The sequence below is a fragment of the Polymorphospora sp. NPDC051019 genome, assembly GCF_040683055.1.
Classification (GTDB): Bacteria; Actinomycetota; Actinomycetes; order Mycobacteriales; family Micromonosporaceae; genus Polymorphospora; species Polymorphospora lycopeni.
In genome coordinates, this window is record NZ_JBFBCH010000034.1 from 12,076 (window position 1) to 30,281 (window position 18,206).

Sequence of the window (18,206 nt, forward strand, 5' to 3'; positions counted from 1 at the left end):
AGCAGACCATGAACACACGCAAGCGCCAGCACCTGCTCGCGGCCTGTGCCGCCGGCGCCCTGCTGGCCGGGGCGGCCGTGCTGCCGTCGCCGGCCATGGCCGAACCCGGCGACAACGCCGACGTGGAGGTGACCGTCGACATCGACGAGATCACCGAACCGGGCGTGCTCGCGATGTCGATCGCGGGTGACTCCGTCGCCCTGACCGAGGACGGCTCGACCCTGCTGGTCCGTCAGTTCGTCGGCACCCTGCCGACGGTCACCATCACCGACACCCGGACCGCCGACGAGGTGCCCGAAGGCGCCGCGTGGGCGGTGCTGGGCAGCGCGACCGACTTCGTCGGCGACGCCGGCCAGGCACCGATCGGCGCCGGCCACCTCGGCTGGAAGCCGCGGCTGATCGACGGCGGCGGCACCGGCCAGGTCAGCGAGGGCGAGGAGGTCGTGACCGTCCTCGACGAGCCGACGCAGCCCGGCAACAACGTCGGTCTGGTCGACCAGGAGCTGCTGGTCTCGACGTTCGACTCCGGGGGCGCCGCCGGTGACGCGTACTCCGTCGACGCCGACCTGTTCCTGCGCACCCCGGCGGACGTCGCCGCCGGCTCGTACACCTCGATGCTGACCCTGTCGCTGTTCGAATGAGGCACCGGTGGGGGCCGTCGTACGGCGGCCCCCACCGCACCCCTTCTCCCACCGGAGGCCCGCCATGATCCGAACCCTGCCGCGGCTGCTCGCCGTGCTGGCCGCGGTGCTCGTCACCGTGCCGATCGCGCCGGCCGGCGCGCTGGCGGAACCGACGCTCACCTGGGCGGTGCAGCCGGCCGACGGGAACGGCCCCGACGGCCGCCGGTGGATCGAACGCACCCTCGACCCGGGCCAGGTCGTCACCGAACACCTGGCCGTACGCAACTTCAGCGACGCCGCCGCGACGTTCGCGCTGAAGGCCGCCGACGGCTATCTCACCGACAAGGGACGCTTCAACATGCTCCCGTCCCACCAGGAGTCGACCGACGGCGGCACCTGGATCGCGGTGCAGGAGACGGTCACCGTCGGGGCCAGGCAGACGAAGGTGGTGCCGTTCACCATCACGGTGCCGCGCGACGCCACGCCGGGGGACCACCCGGCCGGCATCGCGGCGACCGTCACCAGCACCGGCGGCACGGTCGCCGTCGAGAGCCGGGTCGGGTTCCGGGTCATGCTGCGCGCCAGCGGCACGATCACCGCGAGCCTGGCGGTCGGCGACCTCACCGCCACCTACCGCCCCTCGTGGAATCCGTTCTCGGCCGGCACCGTCGACGTCGGCTACACCGCGACGAACGACGGCAACGCCGCGGTGACCGGCCGGGGCCGGGTGACGGTTCCGGGGCTGTTCGGCCTCGGCGGCCGCACCGTCCCGGCCGACGTCGAGGAGACGCTGCCGTCCGGCAACCGCCGGATCGAGGCCCGGGTCACCGGGGTCTGGGCCGTCGGGCCGCTGCGTACGGCCGTCGACGTCATCCCGGCCGTCCTCGGCGGCGACCCGGCCGGCGCCGAGATCCGGCCGGCCTCCGCCACCGTGATGGTCTGGGCGGTGCCCTGGTCGCAACTGGCCCTCGTCGTCGTCCTGCTCGCCCTCGTCGTGGCGGCCCGGACCGTGACCCGGCGACGCCGGCAGCGGCTCGCGCGGCTGCTCGACCGCGCCCGCGAGGAGGGCCGGGCACAGGCCCGGGAAGCCACCCTCGCCGGCAGCCCGCCGGGTGCGCCCTGACCCACGCCCGGAAGCGGCCGGGTCAGTACGAGGCGCGCAGGGCGTCCAGGGTCACCGCGACGGCGGGTTGTGCGGTGGACGGCCGGCGGACCGCCGCGGTGATCCGGCGCGTCACCGGACCGCGCAGCGGGCGGGTGACGACGCCGAAGCGGGGGTCGACCGCGAGGCCCGGCAGCATGGCCACGGAAAGTCCGGCCTCCACGTGCTGCAACGTGAGCAGGTAGTTGTTGAGCCGGCACACGATCCGCGGCTCGAACCCGGCCGCCCGGCACAGCCCGGTCGCCAGCTGCGACATGTAGGAGCCGGCCACGTCGAACGCCCAGCGCTGGTCGGCGCAGGTGGACAGGTCGACGGACTCGCCCACGGCGGCCGGATGGCCGGCCGGCAGGACCATGACGATCTCGTCCTCGCCGATCGGCACCAGGTCGACGGCCGGGTCGAGTTCGGTCCCGACGAAGTCCGTCGTCGTCACGATGACGTCGACCTCGCCCCGGCGCAGCGCCGGCATGCTCTCGTGCGGCTCCAGCTCCAGCACCACGACCTCGACGTCGGGGTGCGCCCGGGCGATCCGGGACACCGCCGGCACCGCCAGGGCGTGCACGGCGCTCTGGAAGACCGCGAGTGTCACCCGCCCGGCCGGTTCGTCGCCGAGCCCGCGCAGTTCGGCCTCTGCCGCGTCCATCCGCTCCAGGATCTCCCGGGCCCGGCGGGCCAGGATCAGTCCCGCCGTCGTCAGCCGCACCCGCCGCCCGGTGCGTTCCAGCAGCTGCGTACGGGTCTCCCGCTCCAGGACAGCCAGCTGCTGGGAGACCGCCGACGGGCTCAGGTTCTCGTGCGCGGCGACGGCGCGGATCGTGCCCAGCGCCGCGAGGTCGGCGAGCAGGCGCAGCCGCCACGGGTGCAGGCTCATCACCGCAGACTGTACGGATCCGCTTAACAGCAGCGGAAGTTTTCCGCGATGGACGTGACGCTCGGCCGTGCCTACCGTCGGCGCATGGACTCCTTCTGGCCGGATGTCGACCGGCACCTCGTCCGCTACAGCGGCGCCGGCACCTTCACCCCCGAGATCATCGAACGGGCCGCCGGCAGCTACGTCTTCACCCGCGACGGCCGGCGCATCCTCGACTTCACCTCCGGGCAGATGAGCGCCATCCTCGGCCACAGCCACCCCGAGATCGTCGCCACGGTCCAGCGTCAGGTCGCCACCCTCGACCACCTCTTCAGCGGGATGCTGAGCCGGCCGGTGGTCGACCTGGCCCGGCGGCTCGCCGGGTCACTGCCCGACCCGCTGGACAAGGTGCTGCTGTTGACGACCGGCGCCGAGGTCAACGAGGCCGCGATCAGGATGGCGAAGCTGGTCACCGGTCGCCACGAGATCGTCTCGTTCGCCCGGTCCTGGCACGGCATGACCCAGGCCGCCGCGAACGCCACCTACAGCGCGGGCCGCAAGGGGTACGGCCCGGCCGCCCCCGGCAACCTGGCGATCCCGACCCCCAACGCCTACCGGCCGGACTTCCGTACCCCCGACGGCGAGCTCGACTGGCGGCGCCAGCTCGACTTCTCCTTCGACCTCGTCGACGCCCAGTCGGTCGGCAGCCTCGCCGCCTGCATCGTCGAACCGATCCTCAGCTCGGGCGGGGTCATCGACCCGCCGCCGGGATACCTGGCCGCGCTGCGCCGCAAGTGCGACGAACGCGGCATGCTCCTGATCCTCGACGAGGCGCAGACCGGCCTGTGCCGCACCGGCACCTGGTACGCCTTCGAACGCGACGGCGTCGTGCCGGACATCCTCACCCTGTCGAAGACCCTCGGCGCCGGTCTGCCGCTCGCCGCGATGATCACCAGCGCCGACATCGAGCGGGCCGCCCACGACCGTGGCTACCTGTTCTACACCACCCACGTCGCCGATCCGCTGGTCGCCGCCGTCGGCAACACCGTGCTCGACGTCCTGGAGCGCGACAAGCTCGACGCGGCGGCGGCCGACCTCGGCGCCTTCCTGCGCGAGGGGCTGGCCGACCTGGCCGGCCGGCACGAGGTGATCGGCGACGTCCGTGGGCGCGGCCTGCTGATCGGCCTGGAGCTGGTGGTGTCCCGCGAGACCCGCGAAGGCGCCGACGCGCTCGGTGCCGCGGTCACCCGCCGTTGCCTGGAACTGGGCCTGCACATGAACGTGGTGCAGCTGCCGGGCATGGGCGGGGTGTTCCGGATCGCGCCGCCGCTGACCTGCACCCGCGACGAACTGGTCGAGGGGCTCGACATCCTCGACCGAGCGATCGGCGACGTGACCCGGGGGTAGCCGCCCCGCGCGGTGTGGGGCGACTGCCCGTCAGTCGACGGGTTCGTGGTCGCACCAGTCGAAGCCGACGGTGCCGGTGGCGGCGTACATCCCGATGACCCGGCCGGTGAAGCCGCCGGCCACCTCGGTCGACAGGTAGCGGCCGTCGAGTTCGGCCAGCACGTCGAAGGTGCCGTCGGCCGCCTCGACGCCGAGCCGCAGCAGGTCGGGTTCCCGGCACGGGTGCCAGTCGGCGGGGGAGGAGGCGCGTACGTCGATCCGCAGCCGGACCGCGCCGACGGGTGCGGTCCGGGTGGCGACCGTCTGGCGCAGCCCGCCGGTGCGGGCGGTGACCCGTACCTCGCCGTCGCCGACCTCGATCCCGCAGTGGTGCCGCTCGTCGAGACGTACCGCGAGACCGCCGCACCCGGCGGTGGCGTCGACCAGGGTGCGTACCCGGCAGGACGGGTGCTGCTGGCGGCGGCCGACGAACACGATGTCGGGTTCGTCGAGCGACCGGCCACGGGCGTGGAGGGTGAGCCAGCCGGGGCGCTCCGTGGTCGACCACGTCTCGTCGGGCCGCGACCGCACCGAGATCCACCCCGGGTGCAGCCGTCCGGTGTCGAAGTCGTCGCGCACCGGTGGCGCCGCGACCGGCCGCGGCGGCCACGGCGGCGCCGCCATCGCCGGCGTGACCTCGCCGACGACCGGCCAGCCGTCCACCCAGGTGACCGGTGCCAGGAACGTCTCGCGGCCCATGACGTGCCAGCCGGGGGTGCCGCCGTGGGGCCGTACGCCGAGCAGCACCATCCACCACGTGCCGTCGGGTGCCTCGACGAGGTCGGCGTGGCCGGTGTTCTGGATCGGGCGGCCGGTACTGCGGTGGCTGAGGATCGGGTTGGCCGGGCACGGCTCGAACGGCCCGTCGGGCGCCGGCCCGCGCGCGATCGACACGCCGTGCCCCCGTTCGGTGCCGCCCTCGGCGATCATCAGATACCAGTGGTCGCCGATCCGGTACAGGTGCGGGGCCTCCGGTGCCTGGGCGCCGGGCGTGCCGGACCACAGCCGGTGCGGCCGGCCGAACGAGCGGCCGGTCGCCGGGTCGATCCGGATCTGCTCGACCCCGGCGTACGTGCACCAGCAGTCACCGCGCTCGTCCCAGGCCAGGTCCGGGTCGATTCCCGCGACGCCGGGGACGCGGATCGGCTCGGACCACGGGCCGGCCGGGTCGGTGGTGGTGAACACCATGGTGCCGCCGCCCGGCGCGGCGTTCGTCGTGATCAGCCAGAAGCGGCCGTCGTGGTGGCGCAGCGTGGGCGCGTAGACACCGCCGGAGGCCGGGGTGCCGGCCGGCAGGGACAACTGGCTGGGCCGGTCCAGCGCGTTGCCGATCTGTTCCCAGTGGACCAGGTCCCGGCTGCGGAACACCGGCACCCCGGGGAAGTATTCGAAGCTGGAACAGACCAGGAAGTAGTCGTCGCCGACCCGGCACACGCTCGGGTCGGGATGGAACCCGGCGACGACCGGGTTGGTGAACGCGCCGCCGGCCCAGCCGACTGGAGCGGTCGAGGTGCTGGTGGTGGCTGCTGTCCCGGCCGCGCGCATCCGCTGCCCCCCGTGTCGGCGGTGGTGGGTCCGCGTCGGCGGGCGGCGGGCGCGGACCGGGTTCACCGCGGCCCTGCGACGTCGGAAGGTGTTCCCGGGCGGGTGGCCCGTCGGTGCGGGACGCCCGGAATGCGGCGATGCCAACCATATAGCCACGGTGATCGATACTCAACGCTCTGATGTGGACGCTCTGCCCGCCGCCCGACCGACAGCCCGTCGGCGTCGCGTGGCGGCACATATGCTCCCGGCATGCGCCTTGAGCAGATCACCATCGTGGTGGAGGAGTACGACCCGGCGATCACCTTCTTCACCGGGGTGCTCGGCTTCGAACTCGTCGAGGACTCGCCGTCGCTGACCAACGACGGGCGGTCGAAGCGGTGGGTCGTGGTGCGGCCGCCGGGCGCCGAGACCGGCATCCTGCTCGCCCGCGCCGACGGGGAGCGGCAGCGCGCCGCGGTCGGCGACCAGACCGCCGGCCGGGTCGGGTTCTTCCTGCGCGTCGACGACTTCGACGCCACGTACCGGCGGCTGGTCGACGCCGGGGTCCGATTCGTGACCGAACCCCACGACCAGCCGTACGGCCGCGTCGTCGTCTTCCTCGACATCGCCGGCAACCGGTGGGATCTGCTCGGCCCGGCCTGAGCCCCGGGCCCGGGGGAATCCGGGCGGCCGGCCGCCGGACGTGCGATCGTGGCCGGAGCGGCGGGAGAAGGGGGCGCGGAGCGTGGACGACCAGCCGACGGACGGCCGGGTGATCGGGCTGGTGGTGCATCCGACCAGGCCGGTCGCCGACTCGGTACGGACCCTGCTCGACGCCGCCGGACGGCTCGGCGCCACCGTCGTCGCCCGGGATGCCGACGTCGGCCGGGTCGCCGACGACCGGGTCACCCTCCTCGACCAGGGCACCTTCCTCGACCGGGTCGGCATCGTGGTCAGCCTCGGCGGCGACGGCACCATGCTCGGCGCCATGCGGCTGCTCGTCGGGCGGGACGTTCCCGTACTCGGGGTCAACCACGGCCACCTCGGCTTCCTCGTCGAGATCGCCCCGCCCGACCTGGCCGCCGCGGTGGACCGCCTCGTCGCCGGCGACTTCACCCTCGAACCGCACGCCAACCTCGACATCACCGTCACCGGCGGACCGGACGGCGTGACCCGCCACGTCGCGTTCAACGACGTCGTCCTGACCCCCGCCGCACCGCCCGGCGGCACCGTCGTCGACCTGCTCGTCAACGACGCCCGGTACGGCTACTACCGCTGCGACGCGGTGGTCGCCTGCACCCCGACCGGATCGACGGCGTACAACTACGCCGCCGGCGGACCGGTGCTGTCGCCGTCGGCGGCGACGGTCGCGGTCACCCCGGTCGCGCCGATGTCCGGCATCAACCGGGCGGTGGTCTTCGGCGGCACCGACACCATCGGCCTGCACAATCCGGCGCGGACCGCGCTGCGGATCACCGTCGACGGCACCGACGCCGGCCGGCTGCCGCCGGACGGCACCCTGTCGGTCACCGTACGGGCCGGCGGCGTCAACGTCGTACGGCTCGATCCGACCGCGCACGCCCAGCGCAGCCGGGTCAAGCTGAGCCTGCTCGACCTGCCGCTGCGCCCCGACCAGCTCCTCGACCTGGTCCCGCCCCGGCTGCGTGACCAGGCCCGCCACGCCGGCGGACTGGCGTCCGGCCGGATTCCCGACGACCGGTAGGGCAAATCGACTTTGGTCAGGTCTGCTGTCGACCAAAGTGGTATGGCTACCGGCCGGTGCGCGCGGTTGGCTGATCGACATGTCAGCACCGCTTCCTCCGGACCTTCGAGACGCCTCGTGACGACGGAACTGTCCCGCCCGACCGCCCTTGCGTCGCGCGCCCTGGGGCCCGACCTCGCACGTGGCTTCATGCTGTTGTTCATCGCCCTGGCCAACTCGCACTACTTCCTGCGTGGCTCGTCGGTGCTCGGCGGCTACCCGCGCGACGGATCGGGCGTCGACTCGGCCGTCACCTGGTTGCTCTCGACCTTCGTCGACGGTCGGGCGTTTCCGATGTTCGGGCTGTTGTTCGGGTACGGCGTCGCCCAGATCGCGCGCAGACAGCGGGCGCTCGGGCCGTGGGCCGTACGCCGGCTGCTGTGGCGACGCAGCCTGGTGCTGATCGTCGTGGGCCTTCTGCACGCGCTGCTGCTCTACGCCGGCGACATCCTGGCGGCGTACGGCGTGCTCCTGCTCGTGGGCGCGTGGTTGGTGCGCTGGAAGGACGGCTGGCTGCTACTGACGGCCCTGCTGTTCTTCGCGCTCGGCGCGCTGCCGGGCGACGGATCGTCGACCATCGACAGCAGCCCTCCGGACGTTGCGATGCTGCCACCGGACGTGCCCACCATGCTCGTCGAGCGGGCCCAGGTATCCCTCTACATCGCCTTCCTGGGCCCCGTCGGCTTCCTGTGCCCGTTCGCGATCGGGCTCTGGGCGGGGCGGCGGCGGATCCTGGAGCGGCCGGAGCGGCACCGGATGTTGCTGTGGGGTACGGCGTCGGTCGGGATCGGCGCCGCCGTGCTCGGCGCCCAACCGATCTCGCTGATGCTCGCCGGAGTGCTGACACCCCCGGACCAACCGACACTCGAACTGATCGGCCCCCTGCATGACGCCACCGGGGTCCTGGGCGGTCTCGGCTACGCCGCGCTGCTGTCGCTGATCGCCGTCCGGTTCCAGGCTCGCGGCCCTGGGCGGATGGTCGACGCGATCGCCGCGGCCGGTGAGCGATCGATGACCTGTTACCTGGCCCAGTCGGTGGTCTGGGCGGTCGTCTTCACCCCGTTCCTACTTGATCTCTCCGCCACCCTGACCGTCGCCGGCACGGCGTTTCTCGCCACCACGACGTGGCTGTCCACCGTGCTGCTGGCGGACTGGATGCGGCGGACCGGACGACGGGGGCCGTTCGAGGTACTGGTCCGACGGGTCACGTACCGGCGCAGCGGGCGGTAGTCCGCGCAGCGGGCGGTAGTCCGCGCACCGCCCGGTAGCGCGGCGGCGATGGTCCCGGCGCCGCCGGTCAAAGCGGTCACCGGCCAGTCGGCGACGCCGGGGGAACCGGAGTTGGCGCCACCGCCGTCATGCGGAGCAGCCGCGTCGCGAAGACCGCGTACCAGCCGAACCTGACCGCCTGGCTGATTCGCTGGCGGACGCCGTGGCCGGTGCCTGTCAGGGTCTCCATGTCGAAGCCGCGTGCGGCGATGGCGATGGTGACCGGTGTGCGGATTCCGGCGGCGACGCTGCCCAGCACTGCCAGCGCAAGCTCGCTCGGAGTCTCCACAGCCGGGGACTGCTTGCCCGGTCCGGTATGACCTGCTGCCCTGACGTACGCACGGCGACGTGGTGCTGTTCCGACAGCCCGGCGAGGTGACGGCGCTGCAGCGGGTGGTGGGGCTGCCCGGGGATCTGCTCTCCTGTGCCGGTGGGCGGCTGCACCGCAACGGTGCCCCGGCGCAGGAGCCGTACCTGCGAGCCAGGGCCGAACTGGCCACCGAACGCGAGCCCGTGACGGTACCCGAGGACACGGTCTACGTGATGGGTGACGATCGCGCGATATCGCGGGACTCGCGGGCGTACGGACCCGTCCCCGACGGCGATGTCACCGGCCGTGTCGTCACCCGGCTCCGGCCACTCGGATGATCGGCCGGAGCGCTCGTGGCGCGTAGCGGTGCGCTCGGCACGGCCGCCGTCGTGCTGCCCACCGCGGCCCTGTCGGCAGCCTTCGGCCTGCTCCGAAAGGGCCCGCCTCCTGTGACGTGCCCGTTCAGGACGCAGGTGAAGCGAGGCTCCCGGATGTCGGGCGACGTCGCGCGAGGCAGCGGGGAGTCAGCTGGCGGGCACCGGCTCGGGCGACGGCCGCCACTCTCGCCTGATCAGCCCGTAGACCCACGAGTCGGAAACCTCGCCGTTCACGACGCAGTCTTCGCGCAGGGTCCCTTCGCGCACGAACCCGAGCTTCTCCAGTACGCGGGCAGATGCCAGGTTGCGGGTATCGGTCTCGGCCTGGACGCGATTCAGGTCCAGCGTGTCGAACGCCCACCGCAGCAGAGCCCGCGCGGCCTCCGTCGCGTAGCCGTGGCCCCACGCTGCCTCGTCGAAGCAGTAGCCCAGCGCTGCGCTGCGGTAGTCCGGGTTCCACCGGTTCAGGCTGCACCAGCCGATGAACGTCCGGTCGGAGTCACGATCCACGGCCAGCCGCGCACCGGTGCCCTGCTCTGCCATCTGCCGGCAGGCCGTGATGAACCGCTCGGCGCGTGCGCGTTCGCTCCACGGTGGCGCGTCCCAGTAGCGCAGCACGTAGGCGTTGCTGTGCAGCGCGAAGAGGTCGTCCGCATCCGCGTCGTCGAAGGGACGCAGGCTGAGGCGGGTGGTGTGCAGCGTGGGGGTGGGCAGCGACATGGCGGTCATGCTCCGTCCTGTGATTGATGGCCGGTCAACCAGACATCCGGTGCCGGCCCCTCGCAATGGGTTTTCCCGGCGGGCGGGCGGAACGACGTGCTTGCTCGTCGGCACGTCCAGACGGCTCGGCGGGTCGGGGTGTGAAGAAGCGGACGATGTCGTCGGCTGCGGTGGAGGACAGCATCATCGCCTGGACCCGTGCGGACATTTCGGCGATCGGGTGAATCTTGGTGAACATCGCCTCCTCGTACGTCCGGATCGCCGAGTCGGGGTCGGCGGGGTTCGTGGCGAGTTCGGCGGCGTCGAGCATGGCTTGGTTGGCGCACTCGCCGACCGGCGGCATGAGGTGCGCGGCGTCGCCGATGAGGGTGATGCCCGGTTGGTGGGTCCAGCGTGTGCCGGTGGGCATCGCCTCGATCCTGCGCGGGTCGGCGGGCTGTCGGCGGCCTCGATGAGTGCGGTGAGGCTGGGGTTCCAGCTGTCGAACATGGCCAAACCGGCCGCTATCCCACCGTCGCCCGGCTCGTTATCGACGGCGCCCACCTCGACGCATCGCGGACAGCTCGGCCCTCCGTATCGGATAGCTCAACGAGTCAGGCGAGCGCTATGTGTGCCCGCCGTGCGACGTCGGGTCGGTTCCCCGGCGACCGGTGAGGTCGCTGGCCGCTGGCGTGCCCCGTCTACGTTGGCCCGGTGCGCCCCACGACTCACGCGACCGACGGGTTCGGGCCCTACCTGCTTCGGTTGCGGGAACGCCTCCGATGGCTGGAACCGTACGGTGCTGCGCCGGGCCATGGGGTTCGGTTGCCGGAGGTGTTCGTGGCCCCGTCGGTGGTGATCCATCCGTCAGCGGAGGACGCCTGGTATCTGCGGCAAAAGGTGACCTGGGGTTCCGGCGCGATGATCGGGTGCGGGGCGGCGGTGGCCAGAGAGCTGCGGTGGGAGGCCGAAAAACTGGCCGGGCCGCAGCCTGTGCGGGCGCTGCCCGTCCTGGCCGCGCCGGCCGCCCGGCGGCTGGTGCTGCTGGGCGACGCGGGAGCGGGCAAGTCGACCCTGGTCCGCTATCTGGCGCTGGTGCTGGCCGGTGAGTTGTCCGACGGTGAGCTCGACGGGCTGGCCGGCTGGCTGCCGGTGCTCGTCGATGTCGGCGACTGGGCCGCCGATCCGGACCGGACCGCCGGTACGGTTGTCAGCCTCGCCGCCCATCTCCACGCCACCGCCGAACCAGAACCGTCCGGTGTGGACCTGGACGCGTTCCTGGCCGGTGACGGCCGGGCCGTGATCCTGGTCGACGGACTCGACGTGATCGACGATCCAGCGTCACGGGACGCGGCGGCCGCGCGGATAGCCGCCTTCGCCGACCGTTACCCCCGTACGCGGATCGTCGTCACCTCGCGGACCGCCGGCTACCGACGGCGGATTCTCGACGCCGCCGGCTTCACCCACCACCTGCTGCAGGATCTCGGCCGCGAGCAGATCGAGATGGGCGCCAGACGGTTGTGCGCGGCACACCGGCCGCACGACCCCGGGGCGGCCGGGCGGCTGCTCGCGGCGATCGACGACGCACCCGCCCTGGCGGAGTTGGCCGGGAGTCCGCTGCTGCTGATGATCCTGTCGACCGGTCGGCCCGAGGTGCTCGACGACCGGCGGGCCGCGTACGAATACGTCCGCGACGTCTTCGCCCGACCAGGGCCGGGCCACCGCGGCCGGCCGACCGACCCGGACGGGTGTCCCGCACCGGTGCGGCGGCACCTCGTGGCGGACGGGATCGTCGAACGGCACACCGCCGGCGAACTGTCCGACGACGACGTCGTCGACCTGTTCCGGACCCGATGGACCGACCCCGACTGGCGGGGCGTGCTGCCGCACGTCGTCGCGGGGATACCCCGGCTGGCCGGCCGGGCGATCGACCCCCTGCTGCGGGCCGCCCCGTTCGGCTACTGGTGGACGGACGACCCGCCGCACCACGCGCTGCTGGCGATCCGCTGCCTGACCGAGATCGACATCGCCACCGCCCGGACGCTACGGACCCGGCAGATCGTGAACACGGTCCTCGATCTGCTCGAAGGCGCGTACGAGTGGGAGAAATACTCCTGCGACGAGCGCTGGACCCGCGTCCTCGTCCGGGAGGTCCGGCCAGTGCTGGTCCGGCTCGGCCCGGCGTGGGCCGGGCACGCCGGGTACGCGGACTGGTACCGGCTGCGTGTCTCGGACCTGAGCCCGGGCCTGGTGATCGAGGATTCGGTGCAGTCCCTGGCCACCGACATCGCGGCCGGGCTGGACCCGGCCGGGGCGGGCGGTAACCCGCCGACCCGCGTGGTCCGCGGCCCCGACCACCCGGTTCCGGCCGCGGGGGAGCGGGCTACGCCGGTCCTGCTGGACCATCCGTCGCCTCAAGAACGGGCGGCTGCGCTGAAGGCGCTGGCGGCCAGCCGCCACGTCGATGCGGACACCGCCGCGCGGATCCGCGACTGCCTGAGCGACGAGTGGGCCGAGGTGCGCGGGGCGGCACTCGAGGCAGTGACGGCGCTGCGGGACCTCACTCCCGAAGTGGGTGCCGTCCTGCGCGACCGGGTGAGGAACGAGGCGAGTCTGCCGATCCGCCGCGACATGGTGCGGCTTCTCGTCGCCGGTTGGCCCGATCAGCCCGAAACCGCCACCGTTCTGCGGACGCTCGTCACGACCGACGCCGGATGGTCCGTCCGCATCGAGGCGTTGCGGGCGTTGGCCACGCACTGGCGGCACGATCCGCAGACGGTCCGGTACGTCCGTGGCTGCGTTGTCTTCGATCCCGACCGGCGGGTGCGGGAGATCGCGGTACGGGTGCTGTTCGACGGCTGGCGCGACGAGCCGGGCACGGTGCGGTTCCTGCACGGGCGGGCGCTGGAGGCCGAGGACGGTGCCGTCCGGCAGATCGCGCTGGAGGCGCTGCGGGAAGGCTGGCGCGACGATCCCCGTACGCTGCGGTTTCTGCGCCGCCGGACCGTCGCCGACCCGGAGCCGGCGATACGTCGGCTGGCGCTGCTCCGGCTGATCGACGACTGGCGCGACGAGCCGGACACGGCGGCCTTCGTGCGGGGGCGGATCGCCGATCCCGATCGCTTCTTCCGGCTGATGGTGGTGCAGGCCCTCGCGATCTGCTGGCCGGACCTGCCGGGCACGCTCGAGCTGCTGCACGAGCGGGCCGTGCACGACTGGTCCGGGGACGTACGGGCCGCGGCGCTGCGGGCACTGGCCACCGGGTGGCCAGACGATCCCGACACCCGCCGGGTGCTGCGGGAGCGGGCCCTGCTCGGGTACGTGGGGCCCGACCGCGAGGTCGCCAGGTGGTCCCTGCTCGTCGGCTGGCCCGACGAGCTGCCGGAGCTGCGTGCAGCATCCCCGGCGGTGTAGGGCCGCAGACGCCAGCCGGGGTACGGCGGGTCGGGACTACCCGCCGTACCCCGGCTCTCACCTGCCGGTCAGCTTCCGGCGGTGACGAGGCGGTACTGGGCCCGTACCTCGGACGGGGTGACGACGCGGTCGAGGAACATCAGGGCGTCCATCCGGCAGTCGCACGGGTTCTGTTCCCGGGTGTCCTGCGGGTAGGAGCCGCCGATCTTGATGCCGCGCGGGTCGGTCGGCGAGGTGTAGTGCGGTCCCTCACCGCCGACCTGCCACGGGTCGCCGGTCGCGGTGTAGAAGCCGTCGACCTTCTCGCCGTTGCGGTACAGCGCCATCGTTCCCTTGTCGAAGTCGAACGTGGCGGTCAGGTGCACCCATTCGTTCTGCGGCAGCAGGGTGCGCCAGTCCTCGCTGGCGGCGAACGTCTGCGAGGCGCCGCCGTCGAGTCGGCGGCCGAGCGCCACCAGGCGCAGTTCACCGTTGACGTTGATCAGCTCCAGCAGGGCGCGGACGCCGTGGCCGTCGGAGTCGCCGGTCAGGATGCCGGCCAGGCCGATGGCGTTGTAGCGGTCGTCGGGGTTGGCGGTGTTGGAGTTCAGCGCCGGGCTGTGCGGCCCGGTCAGCTTGAACCAGCCCATCACCGTGGTGCCCTTGGTCCGGTTGAAGGCGTTCAGCGTCGGTACGCCGTTCTGGTTGAAGATCCCGGCCTTCCAGTCGTCGTTGCCGGCGACGGTCGGGTTGACCTGTTTGGTCTGGATCGAGGTGTTGCTGCCCGGGTAGGCGCCGTCCTTGACCCGCATGTCCGGGCCGCCGTTGACGAGGCGGATGTCGGTGCCGGAGTAGCCCTTGTCGAGTTCCAGGGCGCGGTCCGGCGGGAAGATCGTCTCGAAGTCGTAGTAGGCGGCCAGGCTCCGCTCGATGCTGGGGTGCACGTCGGGGTTGGCCTTGACCCGGCGGGTGTCGGTGACCTTCCAGATCTTGCCGTTGGCCTTCGACAGCAGGTAGAGCTCGCCGTCGGCGTCGGTGCCGAAGCGCAGGTCGACGCGGCCGTCGCCGGCCAGGTCCTGGGTGTTCACCCGGTTTCCGGCCTGGTCGAAGAGGTGCAGCTGGTGGAGCTTGGCGAGCTTGTCCTTGTTGCGGCGCATCTGGTTCGCCTCGGTGTAGAACACCCGGCCCTCGACCAGGTCGCCGAAGACGTACTTGCCGCGCAGGGCCGGCAGGTCGCCGCGGTAGACGAAGCCGCCGCTGATGGCATGGCCGCTGTCGCTGGTGCACGGCCAGCCGGCCGGCGGGTCGTGGTCGTAGGCGGCGACCGGGTAGACGTAGCCGCGGTCGTTGTTCGGCAGCGGGTAGAGGTTGCAGCGGTCGTTCTTGTCGAAGACGAAGGCGCCCTCGCGTACGCTCCAGCCGAGGTTGTCGCCGGCGCGGACCTCGTACACGGCCTCGATGGCGTGCTCGCCGATGTGGCCGAGGAACATCCGGTTGTTGGTGCCCGGGTCCCAGCTGAACCGGTGCGGGTCGCGCATCCCGTACGCGTAGATCTCGTCGAGGGCACCGGCCTTCTTGACGAACGGGTTCTTCTTCGGGATGCCCCAGCGGCCGGTGGTGCTGTTGGTGCCGAGCGGGTCGATGCGCAGGATCTTGCCCTGCGGGGTGCCGAGGTTCTGCGGCTCGTCGGTGTTCACCCCGATGCCGCCGTCGCCGACGGCGAGGTAGAGCAGGCCGTAGTCGTCGTCGCGGGGCTTCGCGGTCGGGTTGAAGTCGATCTGCTGGATGGCGTGGATGTAGGTGGCGAACCCGATCCGCATGACCTCGCGCCGGGTGCCGCTGAACGTGTCGGCGGCCGGGTCGGTCGCGGTCCACTCGGTGACCACGCTGTGCACGACGGTGTTCGGCTGGGTGGTGAAGTCGGGGGTCTTCGAGGTCAGTGCGGCGCCGGCCTCGGTGTGCGTGGTGTAGAACTTGCCGTTCTGGGCGAATTTCGGGTGGAACGTCACGAAACCGAACCCGCTGCCCAGGCCGCGGCCGGACCAGAAGTCGGGGGCGAAGGTGGCGCCGACGTCGAGGTAGTCGTGGTTGACGCCGTTCTCGACCAGGTAGAGCTTGCCGTTGAGGTCGGGTACGTAGAGCCGGCCGGACCCGTCCGGGACCTCGCCGAGGTAGTTGATCCGGGCGTGTCGCACCAGGCGCTGGTCGGTCGGCGTCGGAACCGGCTCCGACTTCGGGAAGCTCGCGAACTCCTCGACGACCAGGCCGAGGGTGGCCGGGGTCGGGTCCTCGGGAATCGGGTCGGTGATCGGGGCGTTGTTCGAGTTCGGCGCGCTGTTCGGGGTGGCGCCGGCGGGGGTCGCGGGCAACGTGGCCACCAGCACCGCGGCGGCGGCGAGGGCAATGCTCCGGTGCCGTTTCTGCAGCCATCTGGGCTTCGACAAGGTAAGCCAACCAATCCGTCGTAGTAGCCAGAGAGCGCTTGCGAAAGCGCTTTCGTAAGCGCTTTCACACCATAGAGGCTGCTGACTGCGTGCGGCAAGCGTCACATGTAACTAGATCGAAATCCGCGGGTAATCCAGGTCCGGCCACCGGCCGGTCGCCGACCGATGTCCGACCGGCCGGTTAGGCTCACGGGCGGCGGCCCACCGGACGCCACCGGAACGAACAGGCCCGAAAGCGGGTGAGCCCACCTGCCAGAGCTGGGAGTACGACGAGTTGACCGCACAGCCCGAGGCCCTCTACGGGGCTGACGACCTCACCCACCTCGAGGGTCTGGACGCCGTCCGCAAGCGGCCCGGCATGTACATCGGGTCCACCGACAGTCGCGGTGTCGGGCACCTCGTCAACGAGATCCTCGACAACTCCACCGACGAGGGCGTCGCCGGGCACGCCACCCGTGTCGAGGTGACCCTGCACGCCGACGGGTCGGTGCAGGTCGACGACGACGGCCGTGGCATCCCCACCGACCGGCACGCCAAGTCCGGCCTGTCCGGCGTCGAGCTGGTGCTCACCCGGCTGCACGCCGGCGGCAAGTTCGGCGGCTCCGGCTACAAGACCTCCGGCGGCCTGCACGGCGTCGGCGCCTCGGCGGTCAACGCCCTGGCCCGGCGCTTCGACGTCACCGTACGCCGCGGTGGGCAGGTGCACGAGATGTCGTTCCGGCACGGCGTACCCGGGGTCTTCGACGGCCCCGACCCCGACGCCCCGCACACGCCCGAGTCCGGGCTGCGGATCGCCCGCAAGATGAAGCGCGGCGAGGCGACCGGCACCTCCATCCGCTACTGGCACGACGCCCGCTACTTCGAGTCCGGCGCCGCCCTCGACGTCGCCGCCGTACGCGCCAAGCTGCGCAACACCGCGTTCCTCGTGCCCGGCGTCACCTACGTCCTGCGTGACCTGACCGGTGACGCGTCGCAGGGCGACGGTCCGACCGAGGAGGTCTTCCACTTCCCCAGCGGGCTGACCGACATGGTGGAGTTCCTCGCCCCGACCGGCGAGAAGGCCGTCTCCGGCACCCTGGTCATCACCGGTGAGGGCACCTACAAGGAGAACGCCGCCGACGAGAGCGGCGTCATGCAGGCCGGCGTCGAACGGCGGGCCGAGGTCGAGGTCGCGCTGCGCTGGGGGACCGGCTACGAGCGCACCGTCGAGAGCTTCACCAACACCATCCGCAACGCCCACGGCGGCACCCACCGCAAGGGCTTCGAACGCGCCGCCCTGCGCGCCCTCGCCGACGCCGTGAAGAACACCCGCGGGCTGCTGAAGGCCAAGGAGGACCCGCCGGTCCTCGATGACGTCCTCGAGGGAATGACGGCCGTCATCCACGTCCGCATCCCCGAGCCGCAGTTCACCTCGCAGACCAAGGACGAACTGTCCACCGCCGGGATCACCCGGGTCATCCAGACCGTCGTCGAGCGGCAGCTGCGGTCCTGGCTGGACGACCGGCGCAGCCGGGCCGAGGTCCGCACCGTACTGCAGAAGATCGTCGACGCGTCCCGGGTCCGGCTCACCCAGAAGCAGCAGAAGGACGCCGCCCGGCGCAAGACCGCCCTGGAGGGCGCGTCGATGCCGCCGAAGCTGGTCGACTGCCGCTCGACCGGGATCGGCCGCAGCGAACTGTTCATCGTCGAGGGTGACAGCGCGCTCGGCACCGCCCGGCTGGCCCGCTCGTCGGAATACCAGGCGCTGCTCCCGATCCGGGGCAAGATCCTCAACGTGCAGAAGGCCAACCTGCAACAGGTCCTCGACAACGCCGAGTGCTCGGCGATCGTCCAGGTCCTCGGCGCCGGCTCGGGCCGCACCTTCGACCTGGACGCGCTGCGCTACGGCCGGGTGCTGATCATGGCCGACGCCGACGTCGACGGCTCGCACATCCGTACCCTGCTGATCACCCTGTTCGCCAAGTACATGCGGCCGGTGATCGAGGCCGGACGGCTCTACGCGGCGATGCCGCCCCTGCACAAGATCACCACCAAGGGCCGCAACACCCAGACGATCTACACGTACACCCAGGCCGAGATGACCGGCACCGTCGCCCGGCTGGAGAAGGCCGGCAAGCAGGTCGTCACGCCGATCCCGCGGTTCAAGGGTCTGGGCGAGATGAACGCCGACGAACTGTGGGAGACCACGATGAACCCGGCCAGCCGCGCCGTACGGCGGATCACGCTGGACGACGTCGAGGCCGCCGAACGGGTTCTCGAACTGCTGATGGGGGAGAAGGTCGAACCCCGCAAGAACTGGCTCATCGAGTCGGCCGACCGGGTCGACCAGGAGACGATCGACGCCTGA

The 18,206-nt window shown here is 72.0% G+C and carries 15 protein-coding genes; 9 read left to right on the top strand and 6 right to left on the bottom strand.

Annotation, left to right across the window (positions count from 1 at the left end; all coding sequences use genetic code 11):
- Positions 1-8: 8 nt before the first annotated feature.
- Complete coding sequence (locus AB0M79_RS34330) at positions 9-641, top strand: hypothetical protein (RefSeq protein ID WP_364222326.1); 633 nt, start codon at positions 9-11, stop codon at positions 639-641.
- Between the two features lie 64 nt (positions 642-705).
- The gene (locus AB0M79_RS34335; protein WP_364222329.1) at positions 706-1,746 is read left to right on the top strand and encodes a DUF916 domain-containing protein; all 1,041 of its coding nucleotides are present in this window, start codon (positions 706-708) and stop codon (positions 1,744-1,746) included.
- Between the two features lie 22 nt (positions 1,747-1,768).
- Here AB0M79_RS34335 and AB0M79_RS34340 read toward each other — a convergent pair whose 3' ends face one another.
- A complete protein-coding gene (locus AB0M79_RS34340) occupies positions 1,769-2,656 on the bottom strand; it encodes a LysR substrate-binding domain-containing protein (protein ID WP_364222332.1) in 888 nt (295 codons plus the stop codon).
- A gap of 84 nt (positions 2,657-2,740) precedes the next feature.
- Between AB0M79_RS34340 and AB0M79_RS34345 the strand changes: the two genes are divergently transcribed.
- The gene (locus AB0M79_RS34345) at positions 2,741-4,042 is read left to right on the top strand and encodes an aspartate aminotransferase family protein (RefSeq protein WP_364222335.1); all 1,302 of its coding nucleotides are present in this window, start codon (positions 2,741-2,743) and stop codon (positions 4,040-4,042) included.
- Between the two features lie 30 nt (positions 4,043-4,072).
- Here AB0M79_RS34345 and AB0M79_RS34350 read toward each other — a convergent pair whose 3' ends face one another.
- Positions 4,073-5,626, bottom strand: coding sequence for a glycoside hydrolase family 43 protein (locus AB0M79_RS34350; protein ID WP_364222338.1), 1,554 nt, complete (start codon positions 5,624-5,626; stop codon positions 4,073-4,075).
- A 249-nt stretch (positions 5,627-5,875) separates the two neighbouring features.
- Here AB0M79_RS34350 and AB0M79_RS34355 point away from each other — a divergent pair, with 249 nt between their 5' ends.
- The 3 genes from AB0M79_RS34355 (at position 5,876) to AB0M79_RS34365 (ending at position 8,597) form a co-directional block, all read left to right on the top strand.
- Positions 5,876-6,268: a VOC family protein gene (locus tag AB0M79_RS34355; protein ID WP_364222341.1), complete on the top strand. Its 393-nt coding sequence runs from the start codon at positions 5,876-5,878 to the stop codon at positions 6,266-6,268.
- Between the two features lie 82 nt (positions 6,269-6,350).
- Positions 6,351-7,328: an NAD(+)/NADH kinase gene (locus AB0M79_RS34360; RefSeq protein WP_364222344.1), complete on the top strand. Its 978-nt coding sequence runs from the start codon at positions 6,351-6,353 to the stop codon at positions 7,326-7,328.
- Between the two features lie 189 nt (positions 7,329-7,517).
- Positions 7,518-8,597 carry a DUF418 domain-containing protein gene (locus AB0M79_RS34365; RefSeq protein WP_364222347.1) on the top strand — a complete coding sequence of 360 codons (1,080 nt, stop codon included), beginning with the start codon at positions 7,518-7,520 and terminating at the stop codon, positions 8,595-8,597.
- A 76-nt stretch (positions 8,598-8,673) separates the two neighbouring features.
- Here AB0M79_RS34365 and AB0M79_RS34370 read toward each other — a convergent pair whose 3' ends face one another.
- A complete protein-coding gene (locus AB0M79_RS34370; protein WP_364222350.1) occupies positions 8,674-8,925 on the bottom strand; it encodes a hypothetical protein in 252 nt (83 codons plus the stop codon).
- Positions 8,926-8,984: 59 nt separating this feature from the next.
- Here AB0M79_RS34370 and lepB point away from each other — a divergent pair, with 59 nt between their 5' ends.
- Positions 8,985-9,284 carry a signal peptidase I gene (gene lepB / locus AB0M79_RS34375; protein WP_364222353.1) on the top strand — a complete coding sequence of 100 codons (300 nt, stop codon included), beginning with the start codon at positions 8,985-8,987 and terminating at the stop codon, positions 9,282-9,284.
- Between the two features lie 186 nt (positions 9,285-9,470).
- On the opposite strand, the gene AB0M79_RS34380 is transcribed toward lepB, so the two are convergent.
- On the bottom strand, positions 9,471-10,052 hold the full coding sequence (locus tag AB0M79_RS34380) for a GNAT family protein (protein WP_364222355.1): 582 nt from the start codon (positions 10,050-10,052) through the stop codon (positions 9,471-9,473).
- A 25-nt stretch (positions 10,053-10,077) separates the two neighbouring features.
- A complete protein-coding gene (locus tag AB0M79_RS34385) occupies positions 10,078-10,452 on the bottom strand; it encodes a hypothetical protein (protein WP_364222358.1) in 375 nt (124 codons plus the stop codon).
- Positions 10,453-10,856: 404 nt separating this feature from the next.
- Here AB0M79_RS34385 and AB0M79_RS34390 point away from each other — a divergent pair, with 404 nt between their 5' ends.
- Positions 10,857-13,436, top strand: coding sequence for a HEAT repeat domain-containing protein (locus tag AB0M79_RS34390; RefSeq protein ID WP_364222460.1), 2,580 nt, complete (start codon positions 10,857-10,859; stop codon positions 13,434-13,436).
- A 68-nt stretch (positions 13,437-13,504) separates the two neighbouring features.
- Here the strand turns inward: AB0M79_RS34390 and AB0M79_RS34395 are convergent, their stop codons facing one another.
- Positions 13,505-15,859, bottom strand: a complete 2,355-nt coding sequence (locus AB0M79_RS34395; protein WP_364222361.1) for a PQQ-dependent sugar dehydrogenase — start codon at positions 15,857-15,859, stop codon at positions 13,505-13,507.
- A 274-nt stretch (positions 15,860-16,133) separates the two neighbouring features.
- Here AB0M79_RS34395 and AB0M79_RS34400 point away from each other — a divergent pair, with 274 nt between their 5' ends.
- Positions 16,134-18,206 (top strand): DNA topoisomerase IV subunit B, encoded by a 2,073-nt coding sequence (locus tag AB0M79_RS34400; RefSeq protein ID WP_364222364.1) that lies wholly within the window; start codon positions 16,134-16,136, stop codon positions 18,204-18,206.

What these genes read in the sequence shown, in the direction of transcription:
- AB0M79_RS34355 (WP_364222341.1), top strand. Translation starts at nt 5,876, where the DNA reads ATGCGCCTTGAGCAGATCACCATCGTGGTGGAGGAGTACGACCCGGCG.
- AB0M79_RS34335 (WP_364222329.1), top strand. Translation starts at nt 706, where the DNA reads ATGATCCGAACCCTGCCGCGGCTGCTCGCCGTGCTGGCCGCGGTGCTC.
- AB0M79_RS34380 (WP_364222355.1), bottom strand. Translation starts at nt 10,052, where the DNA reads ATGACCGCCATGTCGCTGCCCACCCCCACGCTGCACACCACCCGCCTC.
- AB0M79_RS34365 (WP_364222347.1), top strand. Translation starts at nt 7,518, where the DNA reads ATGCTGTTGTTCATCGCCCTGGCCAACTCGCACTACTTCCTGCGTGGC.
- AB0M79_RS34385 (WP_364222358.1), bottom strand. Translation starts at nt 10,452, where the DNA reads ATGCCCACCGGCACACGCTGGACCCACCAACCGGGCATCACCCTCATC.
- AB0M79_RS34330 (WP_364222326.1), top strand. Translation starts at nt 9, where the DNA reads ATGAACACACGCAAGCGCCAGCACCTGCTCGCGGCCTGTGCCGCCGGC.
- AB0M79_RS34340 (WP_364222332.1), bottom strand. Translation starts at nt 2,656, where the DNA reads ATGAGCCTGCACCCGTGGCGGCTGCGCCTGCTCGCCGACCTCGCGGCG.
- AB0M79_RS34345 (WP_364222335.1), top strand. Translation starts at nt 2,741, where the DNA reads ATGGACTCCTTCTGGCCGGATGTCGACCGGCACCTCGTCCGCTACAGC.
- AB0M79_RS34350 (WP_364222338.1), bottom strand. Translation starts at nt 5,626, where the DNA reads ATGCGCGCGGCCGGGACAGCAGCCACCACCAGCACCTCGACCGCTCCA.